This is a genomic window from Pseudomonas sp. R3-18-08, assembly GCF_003852065.1.
Lineage (GTDB): Bacteria > Pseudomonadota > Gammaproteobacteria > Pseudomonadales > Pseudomonadaceae > Aquipseudomonas.
In genome coordinates this window covers 802,058-820,665 of record NZ_CP027729.1, presented here as the reverse complement: position 1 = coordinate 820,665, position 18,608 = coordinate 802,058, and the positions used below count along the sequence as shown (strand labels likewise).

Genomic DNA, 18,608 nt, shown 5'->3' with positions numbered 1-18,608 from the left:
GTCCGCCCCGAGTTGACTCGCCATGCCACCAGAATCCGCCAGCCCCAACGACCTGATCTACGGCCTCGATGACCGTCCGAAACCACTGCCCGCCCTGCTGGCTGCCCTGCAACATGTGCTGGCGGCGTTCGTCGGCATTATCACCCCGCCACTGATCATCGGCTCCACCCTGGGCCTCACCGCGCACCTGCCCTACTTGATCAGCATGGCGCTGATGGTCTCCGGCGTCGGCACGTTTATCCAGGCGCGCAGGCCGTTCGGTATCGGCGCCGGGATGATTTGCCTGCAAGGCACCAGCTTTGCCTTCCTGGGTGCGGTGTTGTCCGCCGGTTTTCTGGTCAAGCAACGCGGCGGCAGCCCTGAGGACATCCTGGCGATGATCTTCGGCGTGTGCTTTTTCGGCGCCTTGGTGCAGATCGTGCTGAGCCGCTGTATCGGCCAACTGCGCCGGGTCATCACGCCCCTGGTGACCGGGATCGTGATTACGCTGATCGGCATCAGCCTGATAAAAGTCGGCATCACCGATCTCGGCGGCGGCTTCAACGCTCCCGACTTCGGCGCCCCCATCAACCTGGCCCTGGGCCTGTTCGTGGTAGTGACGATCATCCTGCTCAACCGCTCCAACACGCCCTGGGTACGCCTCTCGGCCATCATCATCGGCCTGGCCCTCGGCAGCCTGGCCGCCTGGTTCAGCGGCAAGCTGGTGCCCCACGCCTTGCCCGACTTGCCTCTGATCAGCCTGCCTACGCCGTTTCGCTTTGGTTTCAACTTCGACTGGAGCGCCTTCCTGCCAATCGCGCTGATTTATCTGATCAGCAGCATCGAAACCGTCGGTGACCTTACGGCCAACTGCATGATCGCCCGCCAGCCCATCAGCGGTGCGTCTTATATAAGCCGACTCAAAGGCGGCGTGCTGGGTGACGGGGTCAGTTGCATGATCGCCGCGACGTTCAGCGCCTTTCCCAATACCACCTTTGCGCAAAACAACGGGGTGATCCAACTCACCGGCGTGGCCAGCCGTTACATCGGCTTGTACATCGGCGCCGTGTTGATTTGTCTCGGGTTGTTTCCCATGATCGGCGCGGTGTTGCAGCAAATCCCCAAACCGGTGCTGGGCGGCGCGACCCTGGTGATGTTCGGTAGCGTCGCTGCGGCAGGTGTGCGAATTCTTGCGAAGGCGCCGCTGGATCGACGCAGCATGTTGATCATCGCCACCTCGTTCGGGGTCGGCTTGGGCATCGCCGCCCAACCCAACCTGCTGCACTTGATGCCGACCCTGGTGCAGAACCTGTTCGACTCCGCCATCACCAGCGGCGGCCTGACCGCCATTGTGTTGTGCCTGCTATTGCCCGAGGCCAAAACCACCGGCGATGTTGCAAACCAAACGCCCGGAAGTGACTCCCTGGAATCGCTTTGACGGTTTTATTGCATCAACACTTGTCTGAGGCTTGAGGGTGGGTTATCTGTGCACACGTCGCCTCTATCGATCAGCACGGAAACCTCCATGAGCCTCGAAGTTCCTGCCCACAGCAACCACGCCGGTAAACCTGCCAGCCGCATTCGGCAAAAGAACGAACAAGCGATTCTCCAGGCGGCTGAAGATGAGTTCGCGCGCCACGGCTACAAGGGCACCAGCATGAACACCATCGCGGCCAGCGCCGGGTTGCCCAAAGCCAACTTGCATTATTACTTCACCAACAAGCTTGGCCTGTACATTGCGGTGCTCAGCAATATTCTCGAATTGTGGGACAGCACGTTCAACGCGCTGACTGCCGAGGACGACCCGGCCGTGGCCCTTTCCCGTTACATCCGCACCAAGATGGAATTCTCACGACGCCAGCCACAGGCCTCGAGAATCTTCGCCATGGAGATCATCAGCGGCGGCGAATGCCTTACCGAATATTTCAGCCAGGACTACCGCGCCTGGTTCAGTGGCCGTGCGGCCGTGTTCCAGGCCTGGATCGATGCCGGCAAGATGGACCCCATCGACCCGGTACACCTGATCTTTCTACTGTGGGGCAGCACCCAGCACTACGCCGACTTCGCCACCCAGATCTGCCGCGTCACGGGGCGCACCAAGCTGACCAAGCAGGATATGGAAGACGCCGGCACCAATCTGATCCACATCATTCTCAAAGGCTGTGGCATCAAGCCGGCCCAATAAACGAAGCGACTTATGCCATTCACGCTGACAGGCCTTAGCGAATTTCGTGAAGAAATCCGCAAAAGCCGCTTTATCACCCTGGCGGCGCCCATTACCAGCCCGCAAGACGCCCAGACGTTTTTCGAGCAGCACAGCGACCTAAACGCAACACACAACTGCTGGGCCTGGAAACTGGCCGACCAATACCGCAGCAACGACGACGGCGAACCCGGTGGCACCGCCGGGCGGCCAATCCTCGCGGCCATCGAAGCCCAGGGTTTCGATCAGGTCGCGGTGCTGGTGATTCGCTGGTACGGCGGCATTCAACTGGGCACCGGCGGGCTGGCCCGGGCTTATGGCGGTGGCGCCAACAAGTGCCTGCAGAATGCCGAGCGCATCGAGCTGATCAGCCGCATACCCTTGCGCTGCGCCTGTGCATTCGCCGAGCTGAACCTGGTAAAACTGCGCGTTGCCGACCTTGGCGGGTTGGTGGTGGAGGAAACCTTCACCGCCAACGGTGTCGAACTGCAACTGGCTTTAGGCGAAGAGCAGGTGGATACCCTGCAGGCCCAACTGGCCGACCTGAGCCGTGGACGTATCCTGCTGCAACGCTGAAAGCTGTTACTGTTATTTGCTGAACTCCCTGAACCGCGACTCTAAAGGAAGCTTTTCATGCCTACGCCAAAAACCGCACTGATCATCGGCGCCTCACGCGGGCTGGGCCTTGGCCTGGTCAAGCAACTGCTCCAGGACGGCTGGGACGTGACCGCCACCGTGCGCGACCCGAACAAGGCTGACGCCCTGAAAGCCGTGGGCCCGGTGCAGATCGAGAAACTCGACATGGACGATCAGCAAGCCGTGATCGCCCTGGCCCAGCGCCTGAAAGACCGCACCTTCGACCTGCTGTTCGTCAACGCCGGCGTCAAGGGCCCGGCGAACCAGGAACCTGGCCACGCGACCCTGGCGGAAGTCGGCCAACTGTTTTTCACTAACGCCGTGGCCCCGATCAACCTGGCCCAGCGTTTTGTCGGGCAGATCCGCAAGGACACCGGCGTGCTGGCCTTCATGAGTTCGGTGCTGGGCAGCGTCACCATTCCTGATGGTTCGGACATGGCGTTGTACAAAGCCAGCAAGGCGGCGCTCAACTCCATGACCAACAGCTTTGTCAGCCAACTGGGCGAACACAAGCCGACGGTGTTATCGCTGCACCCAGGCTGGGTGAAAACCGACATGGGCGGCGAAAATGCACACATCGACGTCGAAACCAGCGTGCGCGGCCTGGTGGACCAGGTGAACGCCTATACCGGCAAAGGCGGTCATCATTTCGTGGACTACAAGGGCGATACCATCGCCTGGTAAGTACACTGATCACCCTGTGGGAGGGGGCTTGCCCCCGATTACGGTATGTCAGCCAAACATAAGTTGGCTGGTCCGCCGCTATCGGGGGCAAGCCCCCTCCCACACTGACCGCGTCCGCTTGCCTGCATGTGGACCAACACGTAATCTAGCCACCTCGCCCTCCCCGGCGACCCTGGATCAGCAGACAGGGCAACACTGAGCTGGCAAACCTGAACCCATCATTCAGAGGAGCCGGCCAATGCCTGCGACCCGTATCTGGTTAAAAAACCCCCTCGCTATTTTCACTGCCAATGGCCTCGATGCCCGTGGCGGCCTGGTGCTGCAAGAAGGTGTCATCACCGAAGTGCTGGCCCAGGGGCAAGAACCCGCGCAACCCTGTGCGCAGGTGTTCGATGCCCGCGAGCACGTGGTTCTGCCTGGACTGATCAACACCCACCATCACTTCTACCAAACCCTGACCCGCGCCTGGGCGCCGGTGGTCAACCAGCCGCTGTTTCCCTGGCTGAAAACCCTGTATCCGGTCTGGGCCCGACTGACGCCGGAAAAACTCGCCCTGGCGTCGAAGGTGGCACTCGCCGAATTGCTGCTCTCCGGCTGCACCACAGCGGCAGACCACCACTACCTGTTCCCCGACGGCCTGGAAAATGCCATTGATGTGCAGGTCGACAGCGTGCGTGAACTGGGCATGCGCGCCATGCTCACCCGCGGTTCCATGAGCCTGGGCGAAGCCGAGGGTGGCCTGCCACCGCAGCAGACCGTGCAACAAGGCCAAGTGATCCTCGACGACAGCCAGCGCCTGATCCGCCAATACCACGAGCGCGGCGACGGTGCGCAGATCCAGATTGCCCTCGCACCCTGCTCGCCGTTTTCCGTCACCCCGGAGATCATGCAAGCCAGCGCCGAACTGGCCCACAGCCTCGACGTTCGCCTGCACACGCACCTGGCGGAAACCCTCGACGAGGAAGACTTCTGCCTGCAGCGTTTCGGCCTGCGCACCGTGGACTATCTCGACAGCGTCGGCTGGCTTGGCCCGCGCACCTGGCTGGCCCATGGCATTCATTTCAATCCGGATGAAATCGCCCGCCTGGGCGCCGCCGGCACGGGCATCTGCCACTGCCCGAGCTCGAATATGCGCCTGGCCTCCGGTATCTGCCCGACCCTTGACCTGCTCGCCGCTGGTGCCCCCATCGGCCTGGGCGTGGACGGCTCGGCTTCCAACGACGCCTCGAACATGATCCTCGAAACCCGCCAGGCCCTGTACATCCAGCGTCTGCGTTACGGGGCAGAAAAAATCACGCCCGAAGGTGTATTGGGCTGGGCGACCAAAGGCTCGGCGCAGCTACTGGGGCGTACGGATATTGGTGAACTGGCCGTAGGCAAACAGGCCGACTTGGCGCTGTTCAAACTCGATGAACTGCGCTTCTCCGGCAGCCATGATCCGATTTCCGCACTGCTGCTGTGCGGCGCAGATCGGGCGGACCGGGTGATGATCGGCGGCAAGTGGTGGGTCATTGATGGGCAGGTGGAAGGCCTGGACCTGAAAGGCCTGATCGCCGATCACAGCCAGGCGGCGCGCCAGCTGATCGCCGGCACCTGAGCCAAACACCAGCCAAAATGTGGGAGGGGGCTTGCTCCCGATAGCAGTGTCTCAGTCACATACCAGTTGGCTGACCCACCGCTATCGGGAGCAAGCCCCCTCCCACATTTGGTTCTATGGTGGCCTTGAAGCCGGGTTACAGCCCCAACAGCGACAACATGATAAACGTCGCAAACAACACAAAATGCGTCATCCCTTCAATGGCATTGGTTTCACCATCATTGAGGTTGATCGCGCTGACGATCAGCGTAATAAACACCATCACCGTCTGTACCGGCGTCATTGCCATCTGGAACGGCTGGCCGCTGTAGAGCGCCATCGCTTCCATGACCGGCACCGTCAGAATCACCGTCGACAACGAGGCACCCAGTGCGATGTTCACCACCGACTGCATGCGGTTGGCCAAGGCGGCGCGCAAGGCAGTGAGGATTTCCGGCGCGGCGGAAATAGCCGCCACCACAATCGCGGTGATCACCGGCGGCGCGCCCGTGCCTTCCAGGCCCAGGTCGAGGGTCTTGGACATGACCTCGGCCAACGCGCCAATCACAATCACGCCAAACACCAGGGTGCCGATCGAGAACGCGAGGTTCACAGGCGGCGCTTGCTCGTCTTCCGGCAATTTCTTGCGGCGTTTTTCCGGGTAGCTGTAGCTGAAGAAATAACTGTGTGGGCCAACCTGCATTCTCAGAAACAAGGTGTAGAGCACTACCATGGCGCCGATGGTGAAGGCCGAGTAAATTTTCCAGTCGGCCTCGGGGATAAATTCCGGCACCACCATCGACACGCCCATGGCGGTGAGGATCATCACGCTGTAGGTGCGCGCAGAATCATCGTTGTAGGACTGCTCGCCATGCTTGATGCCGCCCATCAGCGCGGCCAGGCCGAGGATGCCGTTGATATCGAGCATCACCGCCGAATAGATGGTGTCGCGCACCAGTGTGGGTGAAGGCTCGTTGCTCATCATGATCGCCAGGATCACCACCTCCACCAGCACGGCCGCCAAGGTCAGGATCATGGTGCCGTAAGGGTCGCCGACCTTTTCCGCCAGTTGCTCGGCATGATGGGCCACACGCATCGACGCCATCACGATAAACGCGATCAACCCGAGGCCCGCGAGCAATGCCACAATCTGCCCGCTATGGAGCATCCAGTGTTCCAGCGGGTAGGCGGCAATGGCGGCAATCAGCGCCAGCAGCATGAATTTTTCTTGCTTGAGGGAAGTGAGCATGGGAGGCCTTTATGTGCAGCAAATCAGTCATCGTTGGGGTACAGACTGCGCCCAGCCGCTAACGTTTCGTTACACCTTAGTTCACGCCGCTCTTGCGCGAAAAAATCAAATACTCTCCTGCTGGTCAGGTTTTGCCGATTATTTCGGCCATGGCCTGTAGAATGCCGCCATTGCACCTGATGAGATTTTTAGACATGTACGATTGGCTCAACGCCCTGCCCAAGGCTGAACTGCACCTGCACCTGGAAGGCTCGCTGGAGCCCGAGCTGCTGTTCGCCCTGGCCGAACGCAACAAGATTGCACTGCCGTGGAACGACGTCGAAACCCTGCGCAAGGCTTACGCGTTCAATAACCTGCAAGAGTTTCTCGACCTGTACTACAAAGGCGCCGATGTGCTGCGCACGTCTCAGGATTTCTACGACCTGACCTGGGCCTACCTGCTGCGCTGCAAGGCCCAGAACGTGATCCACACCGAACCCTTCTTCGACCCGCAAACCCACACCGACCGTGGCGTGCCGTTCGAGGTGGTGCTCAACGGCATCGCTGCCGCCCTCAAGGACGGCGAGCAACAACTGGGCATCACCAGCGGCCTGATCTTAAGCTTCCTGCGCCACCTGAGCGAAGCCGAAGCCGAGAAAACCCTCGACCAGGCGCTGCCCTTCCGTGACGCGTTCGTCGCCGTGGGCCTGGACAGTTCAGAAATGGGTCACCCGCCGAGCAAGTTCCAGCGTGTGTTCGACCGCGCCCGTCACGAAGGCTTCCTCACCGTGGCCCACGCCGGCGAAGAAGGCCCGCCCGAGTACATCTGGGAAGCCATCGACCTGCTGAAAATCCAGCGTATCGACCATGGCGTGCGCGCCATCGAAGACGAGCGCCTGATGCAGCGCATCATCGACGAGCAGATCCCGCTGACCGTGTGCCCACTGTCCAACACCAAGCTGTGCGTATTCGACGACATGGCCCAGCACAACATCCTCGACATGCTCGAGCGTGGCGTGAAGGTCACCGTGAACTCGGACGATCCGGCCTACTTCGGCGGTTATGTCACCGAGAACTTCCACGCGCTGTACACCTCCCTGGGCATGACCCAGGACCAGGCCAAACGCCTGGCGCAGAACAGCCTGGATGCGCGACTGGTAAAGCCATAACTGAATAAACGCAGTCCAGACATGTGGGAGGGGGCTTGCCCCCGATTGCGGTATGTCAGCCAGCTTATTTGTAGCTGACCCACCGCCATCGGGGGCAAGCCCCCTCCCACATGGGTTTTGCGTTGACCTCAGATTTCGGTAAGTTCTTCCAACGTCTTGCCCTTGGTCTCCATCCCGAACACCCACACCACCAGCGCCGCCACGGCGAAACACAGCGCGCCCAAGGCAAACACCCCGCCCTGCCCGGTAATCGGAAACACCAGCCCGGTCACCAGTGGCCCCAGCAACGACCCCACCCGCCCAATCGCCGAAGCGAAGCCGGACCCGGTCGCACGCGCCGAGGTGGGATATAGCTCGGGCGTATAGGTGTACAACACCGCCCACATGCCAAATAGAAAGAACTGCATCAACAAGCCGGACGTAATCAGCAGCCCGACGTTGCCGCCAAACACCGCACTCTGCCCATACAAGAATGCCATCACCCCGCCACCCAGCAACGTCACCACGCACACCGGCTTACGCCCCCAACGCTCGACCAGCCACGCGGCCATGAGGAAACCCGGTATTCCGCCCAGGGAAATGATCACCGTGTAATACACCGATTGCGTCACCGCAAAGCCTGACTGCTGCAACAACGCACTCAACCACGAGGTGAGTCCGTAGAACCCGAGCAGGGCAAAGAACCACACGCTCCAGATCATCAAAGTGCGTTGACGGTACTGCGCCGACCATAACTGCTGGAAGGCCGAGAAGAACGTGCCTGGGGTACTCGCCACTCGCGGCAGGGCCACCGGCTCAGGTAAGTCGGCGCGCCCGAGGGAGTCGCGCACCTTTTGCTCGATGCCAAGCAATACCTTGTCCGCCGCCTCATGGCGCCCGGCCTGTTCCAGCCAACGTGGCGATTCCGGAATAAAGAACCGGATGGCCAGCACAAATACCGCCGGCACCGCCAACACCAGAAAGATGTCGCGCCAGCCCACCACCGGCAGCAGGAAATACGACAGCACCCCGGCGGCGACAAACCCCAGCGGCCAGAAACCATCCATCAACGCGATATACCGCCCGCGTCGCTTCGCCGGAATCAGCTCCGACAACATCGACTGTGCAATGGGAAATTCCATGCCCATGCCTATGCCCAGCAAGATGCGAAACAGCGTCAGCGTCTCGACCGTCTGCGCCGTGGAGCACAGGTAGCTGGCAACGCCCCACAACACGATGCTCCACTGAAACACCGGCTTGCGCCCGAAGCGGTCCGCGAGCATCCCCGAAAGCGAAGCGCCAATCACCATGCCGAAGAAGCTCGAACTGGCGAGTAACCCGGCCTGGGCCGTACTCAGGCCGAACTCGGCTTTGATCGAGCCCAATAGAAACGTCATCATTGCCAGGTCCATGGAGTCGAAGAAAAACGCCAGGGCAATGATGATGAAAATGATTCGGTGGTAACCACTGATGGGCAACCGTTCCAGCCGCTCCGCTGCGCTATAGCCTTGCATACCCATGCCGCCGCCCCCTGTCTGAAAAGTCCCCCAAAGAGTGTGCGGCATCGTCTGCCCTGGCGATTGCTGGATGCGACCTGACCGAAACCAGGAGCGACGCGCCTACGCTGTGGCCAGCCGGTTGATCTCCGCAAGCCCGGCGTCGCTGACCGCCAAGGCCCGGGATTCATCGATCGCACTGACCCAGTTCGACTGCAGGAACAGTTGCAACAACCCCGCGCCGAGCGCACCGCCCACATGCGGTTGCTGTTGGCTCCAGTCGAAACAGTCACACACCAACGGCGACGAGAAGGCCTGGACAAAAATACCCAGGCTCGCCAAATGCTGGGTGCCCTTGACCGTGACTTCGGTACGTTGTTCGTAGCGCTGGATCCACCCTGCCTCCATCATCCGCTGGTACAGGCCGGCCGCCAGTTCACCGCCGAGGTGGTCCTGGCACACACGGGCGCGACGCAACAGCGACGGTACCCGCAACGCCGCTGGCTGAGTATCCGGCGTGCTGCGCCCGACACTGGCCATGGTGGTCGTCGCCAGGGCATCGATGGCGGCGCTGACGTCCGCAGCCGCCACACGAAACAGCCGCTTGCCCCGTCGCGCTTCGACCCGCAGCAAGCCGCTGCCGGTCAACCGCGCCAAATGGGCATTGGCCGACGCCGCCGACAAACCGGCGCACGTCGCCAACTCCTCTGAAGATTTTGCCGAACCGTCCATCAATGCCCACAGCATTGCGGTGCGCTTGGGCTCGGCAAGCAAGCTGGCGATATGACTGATGCATGGTGCCTGTTCCATCTCTCGACTCCCTGTTGACGCGTTTTTCTGCTGCGGTTGGCGCCAAAGTATAGGGGCCAAAACAGCCGGTTCCATGGCGTCTTACAGCCTGGACAGGGACAGCAGTTGAGCGAAAGTTCCTGCTTTTCTGCCGGCCATTACTTAGCCGCGAATCGCTCCGACCGTTGCGCGGTCAATGTCGCACAACGGGACACGAGCATCTCCCGCAGCAGGTTGACGGGTTTGCTCAACTGCGCACGATGCGCGCACAACAGGTTAAGCGGCGTGCGCTCACCGCGCAGCTCCGGCAGGATCAAGCGCAAACGCCCAGCCACGACGTCGGTACTCACATCCAGCCAGGATTTATAGGCAATGCCCACACCCGCCACCGCCCAGCGGCGCACCACGTCGGCGTCGTCACTGACCCGGTCCCCCGTGACGGTCAGGCCGACCTCGCGCTTGCCGTCATCAAAACGCCAGTGGTCATGCACGCGGCCGGCGAGCATATAGAGCAAGCAATTATGCTGGGCCAGTTGTTCAAGGTGTCGCGGCTCGCCATAACGGGCCAGATAACTGGGTGCTGCGCACAGCACCCGCACATTTTCCGGGGCGATGGGCAGCGCCACCAGGCTTGAGTCCTCGGGTTCGCCATAGCGCAAAGCGATGTCTACCGGTTGCCGGAACAGGTCGGCTATGCGATCACCCAGCAACAGGCGCACGCTCAGTTGCGGGTATTCACGCTGGAAATCATCCAGCCAGGGCAACAGCTGATTACGGCCGAAATCCGAAGGCGCCGACAGTTGCAGCAGGCCGCTCACGTGGTCCTGCCCACTGGCCAACAAGCGCCGCCCTTCATCCAGTGAACTTAACGCGGCGCGGGCGTAGGTGAGAAAACCTTCGCCCTCGGCGGTCAAGCGCAGGCTGCGGGTGGAGCGGGCCAGCAAGCGCGCGCCCAGTTGCTGCTCTATACGCTTCAACGCGGCACTGGCCACTGCTGGGGACAGGTCCATCACCCGCGCGGCTGCGGACAAACTGCCCAGGTCCGCCGCCCGCACAAACAACTGCAAATCATCAAAGCGAAGCATGCATTCCCGCCAATTATCAATTTTTTATTGAAACAGAACGCTGTTTTATCGGCTTTTATCTGCATTGGAAATAGCCAATCATCTGCCCACGCCGTTCCTTTACGACCAGGAGTTGATTATGTCCACTGCCTTTAACGTCATCGCCACGCTGATCGCCAAGCCTGGCCAACAAGCCACTCTGGAAACCCTGCTACGCGGCCTGCTCGAACCGACCCGCCTGGAACCTGGCTGTGAGCAGTACGACCTGCATCAGGATCTGCAACATCCCGAGACGTTCTACATGCTCGAGCGCTGGAGCGATGAGGCGGCCCTGGCCGACCACGATCAGAGCGCGCATATCCAGAGCTTCCGGGCCCAGGCCGCCGAGGTGATTGAACACTTCGACCTCAAGCGTCTGAAGTTTCTCGCCTGACCACCAACCCTTTACCCGGAGAAAATATGAAAGCCATCGCCTACTACAGCTGCCTGCCCATCACCGACACGAACGCCCTGCAAGACATCGAACTGCCCGAACCCGTGGCCGGGCCGCGCGACCTGCTGGTGGAAGTCAAAGCCATCTCGGTCAACCCGGTGGACACCAAGGTGCGCCAGAACGTCGCCCCGGAACACGGTGCGGCCAAGGTGCTCGGCTGGGACGTAGCCGGTGTGGTCAAGGCGGTCGGCAGCGAAGTCACGCTGTTCAAGGCCGGTGACAAGGTGTTCTACGCCGGCTCCCTGGTGCGCCCGGGCGGTAACAGTCAATTGCACACCGTGGATGAACGCATCGTCGGGCATATGCCGCAGAGCCTGGGTTTCGCCGACGCCGCCGCGCTGCCATTGACCGCCATCACGGCCTGGGAGCTACTGTTCGAACGCCTGCAGGTCCCCGAGGGCAAGGCGGACCTGGGCCAGAGCCTGCTGATCGTCGGCGCAGCGGGCGGCGTGGGTTCGATCCTGACCCAGTTGGCCCGCCAGCTTACTGCACTGAAGGTCATCGGCACCGCCTCGCGCCCGGAGACTCAAGAATGGGCCAAGGCCCTCGGCGCCGACCTGGTGATCGACCATAGCCAGCCGCTGAGCGAAGCGCTGAAACACGCCGGCCACCCGCACGTGACCCACGTCGCCAGCCTGACCCAGACCGACCATCACCTGGATCAACTGGTGGAAGCCCTGCAGCCCCAAGGCAAGCTGGCGCTGATCGACGACCCCAAGACGCTGGACGTCAGCAAGCTCAAGCGCAAAAGCCTGTCGCTGCACTGGGAGTTCATGTACACCCGCTCGATGTTCGAGACACCGGACATGATCGAGCAGCATCACCTGCTTAACCGTGTGGCCGCGCTGATCGACGCCGGCACCCTGAAAACCACGGTAGGCGAGCACTTCGGCGTGATCAATGCGGCGAACCTGCGGCGCGCCCACGCGCTGCTGGAAAGCGGCAAGGCCAAGGGCAAGATCGTTTTAGAAGGGTTCTAAAAAACGGCTATCCGTGTCGTCTGTCACTGAGGTAGGTGATGGACGACACCATTAGTCCGAGAGTTGACGTTTGTCATATTTGTGCGCGCATACGGGTTTATATTGGCCGCCTTTGCCACGATTCTTTTACGTGAGGAAGTCAGCAATGAAGATCCTGATAAAAGCGTTAGCAAAATCGCAGTGGGAGGTCCGCCTGGACCAGAAGTCGATTATTTTCCACACCGAAGCCGAGGCCCGTGCCTTTGCCGACACCTTGCAAGCCCGCATCCAGGCTCCCCACCGTTTCCCACTCAGCCAGCAACGCGCCGCCGCCGGCTGATCGGCCCTTCAGATCAGACCTGCGCCTGCGCGGCCCTGGCCCGTTGCAGGCGCTGGGTCGACATCGCAATCGTCACCGCCAGCACACCGCACAGGCTGATGACCATCGCCATCGGCATCGCCGTGCCGTCATGCAACACGCCCACCAACGATGCCGCCCCCGCCGCCACGCCGAACTGAATGCAACCGAGCAACGCCGACGCGCTGCCGGCACGGGCGCCTTGCCCGTTCATGGCGCACGCCGAGGTGTTAGGCAAAATGCAGCCCAGGCTGGCGATGCAGATGAACAGCGGCACCAGCAACGGCCACAGGGCTTCGGTGCGCAGCGCTGCAATGCCCAGCAGGGCCAACGCCGCCGCGACGTAAACCCACACCGTACGCGAGAGCAAAAACGCCGGGCCGCGCTTGGCCAGTAATCGCGCATTCAACTGCGCCACCAGGATAAACCCGGCGGCGTTGGAGCCAAACAGCCAGCCGTAATGCTCGGCGGGTACGCCATACAGCTTGATGAACACGAACGGCGAACCGGCAATGTAGGCAAACATCCCGGCAATCGAGATGCCGCCGGTCAAGGCGTAGCCGAGGTAAACCCGATCTGACAACAGCGCGCCGTAGCGGCGCAGCGAGCCGGACAACGGCTGGCGCGGTTGATGCGCCGGAAAGGTTTCCGGCAAGCCCACCGCCACCGCAACGGCCGCCATCACGCTGAACAGCGACAGCGCCAGGAAAATCGACTGCCAGCCCCACACGCCTACCATTATCCCGCCCGCCAGCGGTGCGAGAATCGGCGCCAGGCCAGTCACCAACATCAGTTGCGAATACACCTTGGCCGAGCCCACGGCATCGCATTTGTCACTCACCACCGCCCGTGAGATCACCATGCCCGCGCAACCGCCCAGGGCCTGCACGAAGCGCGCGCCGATCAGCCATTCCAGGGAGGGCGCGTACGCACAGGCGAAGGACGCAAGGGTAAACAGCGTGACGCCGCTGAGCAGCGGCACGCGCCGGCCAAAGCGGTCGGCCAAGGGGCCGTAGATCAATTGGCCGATGGCCAGCCCACCGAAATACACCGCCAGGGTCAGCTGGATGTGTTTTTCATCGGTTGCAAAAGCGGCTGCCATCGCCGGGAAACCCGGCAGGTAAAAATCGATCGCCAACGGCGCGAAGGCGCTCAAGGCGCCCAGGATCAGAATTATGCGGAGGTTCATCAGACACCCAAGTGAGTCGGCAGCCCGACAGTCTAGCCGCGCTTGGGCGTCTTGAACATTAAGTTAGCTCGCTAACTATCGAGAATCAGACGACTGTGTAGCCTTCTTCCTTGATCAGGCCCGCGATCGCTTCACGGTCCAGTTTGCTTTGGACACTGACTTGCTTGGCCGCGAGGTCCACCGTGACCTCGGCTTCTGCATCCTGGCTCTGCACCGCCTGAGTCACCGCCCGGACGCAATGGCCGCAGGTCATTCCTTGCACCTTGAATACTTGCATGACATGTCTCCTTTGATGAGGTTGAACGCAGTCTCGACCTTGCCACGATGGCAAGGTCAAGTTTCAGAAACGTCGGCCGGGCTGGTATTCGGTGGCGACGTCGGCCAAGCTTCACCTTCAATAGAAGTGAACCACGGAGCATTCGCCATGCGCTGGTCGATTTTTGCCCTTGCCGGCCTGATGAGTTTTTCTGCCGTTGCGCCCGCCGCTGAAGACTATGCGGTGCTGATCATTTCCCGCGAACGCCTGGAAGTGCCGACCAACTGTGAGATCGGCCTCTACATTCAGGACCAACTGGCCGGGCGCCTGTTCCAGGAACAAGCCACCTCCTTCAATTTGCCGCCGGGCGATGTGTCATTGCGCCTCAAGCTGCTGCCGGGCCAGACACCGGGATGCTTGCCGGGCATGCTGGCACCGCCGGCACAGAACATCACACTCAAGGCCGGCGATGTACGCAAACTGCGTATCGCCCAAGGCCCGGACGGTATCTACCTGAAAGCCGCCACGCTGGAATACTGAAGGCGCAGATCGTCCCCACGCTCCGCGTGGGAACGCCTCATGGGACGCTCCGCGTCCCGCGTACAAGCCTTTGATTCGGCGCAAGGGTGACGCGGAGCGTCATGGGGATGCATTCCCACGCAGAGCGTGGGAACGATCGCGCTTGACTTTCCCCACAGGTCAAGGTTGATCCTAGGAGCATCGTCTTCTGGAGGACTGCCCCATGAATGGACCCACCACGTTTGACCTGCCTATCGGCGGCATGACCTGTGCCAGTTGCGCCGGGCGCGTGGAGCGTGCCCTGGGCAAGGTGCCGGGGGTGCAGCGGGTCAGCGTCAACTTGGCCAACGAACGCGCCCACATTGAAGTACTCGGCCAGATGGCCCCCGACGTACTGATCGCTGCGGTGGAAAAAGCCGGCTACAGCGCTACCCTGCCCCAGAGCGAAACCGCCACCCAGGCCAGTCAAGCCCAGCGCCTGCAACGCGAACGCTGGTCGCTGATGCTCGCGATCGTGCTGGCGTTGCCCCTGGTGCTGCCGATGCTGGTGGAGCCCTTCGGCCTGCACTGGATGCTCCCCGCCTGGGTCCAGTTCGCGCTGGCGACGCCGGTGCAATTGATCCTCGGTGCGCGTTTCTACAGTGCCGCGTGGAAAGCCGTGCGCGCCGGTGCGGGCAATATGGACCTGTTGGTGGCGATCGGCACCAGCGCCGGTTACGGCTTGAGCGTCTATCAATGGCTAACCCAACCCGCTCCGCACTTGTATTTCGAAGCCTCGGCCGTGGTGATCGCCCTGGTGCTGCTGGGCAAATACCTGGAGAGCCGCGCCAAGCGCCAAACCGCCAGCGCCATACGCACCCTCGAAGCTTTGCGCCCCGAGCGGGCGGTCCGCGTGCTGGAGGGGCGCGAGGAAGAGGTCGCCATCAACACGCTTACGCTCGGTGACCTGGTGCTGGTCAAGCCAGGCGAACGTTTTCCGGTGGATGGCGAAGTGGTCGACGGCCAAAGCCATGCCGACGAAGCACTGATCAGCGGCGAAAGCCTGCCGGTGCCGAAGCGGCCCGGCGATACGGTTACTGGCGGCGCGATCAACGGTGAAGGCCGCCTGTTGGTGCGTACCCGGGCCCTGGGCGCGGAAAGCGTGCTGGCACGGATCATCCGCCTGGTCGAAGACGCCCAGGCCGCCAAGGCACCGATTCAGAAACTGGTGGATAAAGTCAGCCAGGTATTCGTCCCGACCGTGCTGGTACTGGCATTGCTCACCCTGGCGGGCTGGTGGCTGTACGGCGCCCCGCTGGAGAGCGCAATCATCAATGCGGTCACGGTATTGGTGATCGCCTGCCCGTGTGCCCTGGGGCTGGCGACGCCGACGGCGATCATGGCCGGCACCGGCGTCGCCGCGCGCCATGGCATTCTGATCAAGGATGCCGAAGTCCTGGAGCATGCCCATGGGGTGAGCGCCGTAGTCTTCGATAAAACCGGCACCCTCACTTCGGGCACGCCGAAGATCACCCATTTGGCGGCGCTGGATGGCAACGAATCGTTACTGCTGCAACAGGCGGGGGCCCTGCAGCGCGGCAGCGAGCACCCGCTGGCCAAGGCCGTGCTGGACGCCTGTGACGAACGCGGGCTGAGCGTGGCCGATGTCAGCGCCAGCCAGTCCCTGACTGGGCGCGGCATCGCCGGTACCCTTGATGGTCGGCAATTGGCCCTGGGCAATCGGCGCCTGCTGGAAGAGGCCGGCCTTGGCGCGGGCCAGTTGAGTCAGCACGCGACGGCATGGGAAGCCGAGGGGCGTACCTTGTCCTGGCTGATCGAGCAAGGCGCAAGCCCTCGCGTGCTGGGGCTGTTCGCATTCGGCGACACGCTCAAGCCCGGCGCGCTGCAGGCCGTGCAGCAACTCAAGGCGCAGCACATCAGCAGCCACCTGCTTACCGGCGACAATCGCGGCAGCGCGCGGGTGGTTGCAGAGGCGCTGGGCATCGACGATGTACACGCCGAAGTGCTGCCTGCCGACAAAGCCGCCACCGTGACCGCACTGAAAAAAACCGGCGGGGTGGCCATGGTCGGCGACGGCATCAACGACGCACCGGCCCTGGCTGCCGCCGATATCGGCATCGCCATGGGCGGCGGCACCGACGTAGCCATGCACGCCGCCGGCATCACCCTGATGCGCGGCGACCCGCGCCTGGTCCCGGCGGCCCTGGAGATCAGCCGCAAGACCTATGCGAAAATCCGCCAGAACCTGTTCTGGGCCTTTGTGTATAACGTGATCGGCATTCCCCTGGCCGCCTTCGGCCTGCTCAACCCGGTGCTGGCAGGCGCGGCGATGGCGTTGTCCAGCGTCAGTGTGGTGAGCAATGCGTTGCTGTTGAAAACCTGGAAACCCAAGGACTTGGAGGATCAACGCCCATGAATATCGGCCAAGCCGCTCGCCAGAGCGGGCTGAGCGCGAAGATGATTCGCTACTACGAATCCATCGGTCTGCTCAAGGCAGCCCACCGCACCGACAGCGGTTATCGCATCTATGGCGCCGACGACCTGCACACCCTGGCGTTCATCAAACGCTCGCGCGACCTGGGGTTTTCACTGGAAGAGGTCGGCAAACTGCTGACCTTGTGGCAGGACCGACAGCGCGCCAGCGCCGACGTGAAAGCCTTGGCGCGTCAGCATATCGATGAGCTGAATCAGAAGATCCGCGAGCTGGCGCAACTGCGCGACACGTTGCAAGACCTGGTGGAGCACTGCCAGGGCGACCATCGACCGGATTGCCCGATCCTCAAGGAATTGGCTTCCGGCAGTTGCTGCACCTGATGGCCCCAACGTAAAGATCGTTCCCATGCTCCGCGTGGGAACGCAGCCCGTGACGCTCTGCGTCACCTAGCCTAAACGTGCAGCGATTGGCGGGACGCGGAGCGTCCCAGGAGGCATTCCCACGCGGAGCGTGGGAACGATCAGGCGCCGGGAGATCACTGCATCCAAGGCGGCGGCGGTTCTTCGGCGGTCTTGGTGGGTGGGGCATCATCTGCCGCGCGATTCGCTTGCTTGCGCTCTTCATCCAGCCGCGCCGCTTCGATCTCGCGGATCACACCGCCCACATCCGCCAACTCTTCCGGCTCGTCGAACTCACCGGTCAAGATGCTGGCCGGGTGCAGGATACCGGCTTCGTACAGCGCCCACATTTCCTTGGCGTACTTGGTCTTCTTCAGCTCCGGGGCAAAGCGCCCGAAGTAGGAAGCCATGTTGCCCACATCCCGCTCCAGCATGCTGAATGCGTGGTTGTTGCCCGCCGCATCCACCGCCTGGGGCAGGTCGATGATTACCGGGCCCGTTGGCGTAAGCAGTACGTTGAACTCGGACAGGTCACCGTGCACCAGCCCGGTACACAGCATCAGCACGATCTGGGAAATCAGGAAGGCGTGGTATTCACGCGCCTGGTCCGGCTCCAACGTCACGTCATTCAGGCGCGGCGCCGCATCGCCATACTCGTCGGCGACCAGTTCCATCAACAGCACGCCTTCAAGAAAGTCGTACGGCTTGGGCACGCGAACGCCCGCACCGGCCAGGCGGAACAACGCCGCTACTTCGGCGTTCTGCCAGGCATCTTCGGTTTCTTTCTTGCCGAACTTGGAGCCCTTGGCCATGGCCCGGGCCTGGCGGCTGTTACGGACCTTACGGCCTTCCTGGTATTCGGACGCCTGACGAAAGCTTCGTTTATTCGCCTCCTTGTAAACCTTGGCGCAACGCAATTCGTTGCCGCAGCGCACCACATAAACAGCTGCTTCTTTACCACTCATCAGTGGGCGCAGCACTTCGTCGACCAGACCGTCTTCGATCAGGGGTTCAATGCGTTTAGGAGTCTTCATCAGCTTTTATTGTGGGTCCTGTATTACCAAACACGCGTGTGGCACTCGTTATACGGCAATCCACTCGTTGGAGGGAGAGGCTACCGCAATTTCCTGTAGGAGCGAGCTTGCTCGCGAAGAGCTCAAAGGCGACGCGTTTATCCAGGATGCACGCGTTATCGTTGA

General features: G+C 61.9%; 19 protein-coding genes. 12 read left to right on the top strand and 7 right to left on the bottom strand.

Features of this window, described 5'->3' with window-relative positions; translation table 11 throughout:
• Positions 1–22: 22 nt before the first annotated feature.
• The 5 genes from C4J92_RS03625 to C4J92_RS03605 all read left to right on the top strand — a co-directional run bounded on the left by C4J92_RS03625 (position 23) and on the right by C4J92_RS03605 (position 5,099).
• Positions 23–1,417, top strand: a complete 1,395-nt coding sequence (locus tag C4J92_RS03625; protein ID WP_124402991.1) for a uracil-xanthine permease family protein — start codon at positions 23–25, stop codon at positions 1,415–1,417.
• A gap of 87 nt (positions 1,418–1,504) precedes the next feature.
• Complete coding sequence (locus tag C4J92_RS03620; protein ID WP_124361147.1) at positions 1,505–2,164, top strand: TetR/AcrR family transcriptional regulator; 660 nt, start codon at positions 1,505–1,507, stop codon at positions 2,162–2,164.
• Between the two features lie 12 nt (positions 2,165–2,176).
• Positions 2,177–2,758, top strand: coding sequence for a YigZ family protein (locus C4J92_RS03615; RefSeq protein ID WP_124402990.1), 582 nt, complete (start codon positions 2,177–2,179; stop codon positions 2,756–2,758).
• A 57-nt stretch (positions 2,759–2,815) separates the two neighbouring features.
• A complete protein-coding gene (locus C4J92_RS03610) occupies positions 2,816–3,502 on the top strand; it encodes an SDR family oxidoreductase (RefSeq protein WP_124402989.1) in 687 nt (228 codons plus the stop codon).
• A 238-nt stretch (positions 3,503–3,740) separates the two neighbouring features.
• Positions 3,741–5,099, top strand: a complete 1,359-nt coding sequence (locus C4J92_RS03605; protein WP_124402988.1) for an 8-oxoguanine deaminase — start codon at positions 3,741–3,743, stop codon at positions 5,097–5,099.
• 136 nt (positions 5,100–5,235) lie between these two features.
• Here C4J92_RS03605 and C4J92_RS03600 read toward each other — a convergent pair whose 3' ends face one another.
• The gene (locus C4J92_RS03600) at positions 5,236–6,327 is read right to left on the bottom strand and encodes a calcium:proton antiporter (RefSeq protein ID WP_124361142.1); all 1,092 of its coding nucleotides are present in this window, start codon (positions 6,325–6,327) and stop codon (positions 5,236–5,238) included.
• Positions 6,328–6,521: 194 nt separating this feature from the next.
• Here C4J92_RS03600 and C4J92_RS03595 point away from each other — a divergent pair, with 194 nt between their 5' ends.
• Positions 6,522–7,475: an adenosine deaminase gene (locus C4J92_RS03595; RefSeq protein ID WP_043051475.1), complete on the top strand. Its 954-nt coding sequence runs from the start codon at positions 6,522–6,524 to the stop codon at positions 7,473–7,475.
• Between the two features lie 128 nt (positions 7,476–7,603).
• Here the strand turns inward: C4J92_RS03595 and C4J92_RS03590 are convergent, their stop codons facing one another.
• The 3 genes from C4J92_RS03590 to C4J92_RS03580 form a co-directional block, all read right to left on the bottom strand.
• The gene (locus C4J92_RS03590) at positions 7,604–8,974 is read right to left on the bottom strand and encodes an MFS transporter (RefSeq protein ID WP_124402987.1); all 1,371 of its coding nucleotides are present in this window, start codon (positions 8,972–8,974) and stop codon (positions 7,604–7,606) included.
• A 99-nt stretch (positions 8,975–9,073) separates the two neighbouring features.
• Positions 9,074–9,760 carry a helix-turn-helix transcriptional regulator gene (locus tag C4J92_RS03585; protein ID WP_124402986.1) on the bottom strand — a complete coding sequence of 229 codons (687 nt, stop codon included), beginning with the start codon at positions 9,758–9,760 and terminating at the stop codon, positions 9,074–9,076.
• A gap of 137 nt (positions 9,761–9,897) precedes the next feature.
• Positions 9,898–10,824: a LysR family transcriptional regulator gene (locus C4J92_RS03580; protein ID WP_124402985.1), complete on the bottom strand. Its 927-nt coding sequence runs from the start codon at positions 10,822–10,824 to the stop codon at positions 9,898–9,900.
• 118 nt (positions 10,825–10,942) lie between these two features.
• On the opposite strand from C4J92_RS03580, the gene C4J92_RS03575 reads away from it, so the two are divergent.
• The 3 genes from C4J92_RS03575 to C4J92_RS26915 all read left to right on the top strand — a co-directional run bounded on the left by C4J92_RS03575 (position 10,943) and on the right by C4J92_RS26915 (position 12,595).
• Positions 10,943–11,236, top strand: coding sequence for a putative quinol monooxygenase (locus C4J92_RS03575; protein WP_124365704.1), 294 nt, complete (start codon positions 10,943–10,945; stop codon positions 11,234–11,236).
• Between the two features lie 26 nt (positions 11,237–11,262).
• The gene (locus C4J92_RS03570) at positions 11,263–12,276 is read left to right on the top strand and encodes a zinc-binding alcohol dehydrogenase family protein (protein ID WP_124402984.1); all 1,014 of its coding nucleotides are present in this window, start codon (positions 11,263–11,265) and stop codon (positions 12,274–12,276) included.
• A gap of 145 nt (positions 12,277–12,421) precedes the next feature.
• Positions 12,422–12,595 carry a hypothetical protein gene (locus tag C4J92_RS26915; RefSeq protein WP_164484509.1) on the top strand — a complete coding sequence of 58 codons (174 nt, stop codon included), beginning with the start codon at positions 12,422–12,424 and terminating at the stop codon, positions 12,593–12,595.
• Between the two features lie 13 nt (positions 12,596–12,608).
• Here the strand turns inward: C4J92_RS26915 and C4J92_RS03565 are convergent, their stop codons facing one another.
• Together C4J92_RS03565 and C4J92_RS03560 are read right to left on the bottom strand one after the other, a co-directional pair.
• Entirely contained in the window at positions 12,609–13,802 is a 1,194-nt protein-coding gene (locus C4J92_RS03565) for a multidrug effflux MFS transporter (protein ID WP_124402983.1), read from the bottom strand.
• Between the two features lie 85 nt (positions 13,803–13,887).
• On the bottom strand, positions 13,888–14,079 hold the full coding sequence (locus C4J92_RS03560; RefSeq protein ID WP_124402982.1) for a heavy-metal-associated domain-containing protein: 192 nt from the start codon (positions 14,077–14,079) through the stop codon (positions 13,888–13,890).
• A 147-nt stretch (positions 14,080–14,226) separates the two neighbouring features.
• On the opposite strand from C4J92_RS03560, the gene C4J92_RS03555 reads away from it, so the two are divergent.
• From C4J92_RS03555 to cueR, 3 genes are all read left to right on the top strand, one after another.
• A complete protein-coding gene (locus tag C4J92_RS03555) occupies positions 14,227–14,598 on the top strand; it encodes a hypothetical protein (RefSeq protein WP_124402981.1) in 372 nt (123 codons plus the stop codon).
• A 202-nt stretch (positions 14,599–14,800) separates the two neighbouring features.
• Complete coding sequence (locus C4J92_RS03545; RefSeq protein WP_124402980.1) at positions 14,801–16,993, top strand: cation-translocating P-type ATPase; 2,193 nt, start codon at positions 14,801–14,803, stop codon at positions 16,991–16,993.
• A complete protein-coding gene (gene cueR, locus C4J92_RS03540) occupies positions 16,990–17,391 on the top strand; it encodes a Cu(I)-responsive transcriptional regulator (RefSeq protein WP_124361131.1) in 402 nt (133 codons plus the stop codon). The genes C4J92_RS03545 and cueR overlap by 4 nt, the downstream gene beginning before the upstream one ends.
• A 155-nt stretch (positions 17,392–17,546) precedes the next feature.
• Here the strand turns inward: cueR and C4J92_RS03535 are convergent, their stop codons facing one another.
• Positions 17,547–18,443 (bottom strand): PA4780 family RIO1-like protein kinase, encoded by an 897-nt coding sequence (locus C4J92_RS03535; RefSeq protein WP_124361130.1) that lies wholly within the window; start codon positions 18,441–18,443, stop codon positions 17,547–17,549.
• Between the last annotated feature and the right edge of the window lie 165 nt (positions 18,444–18,608).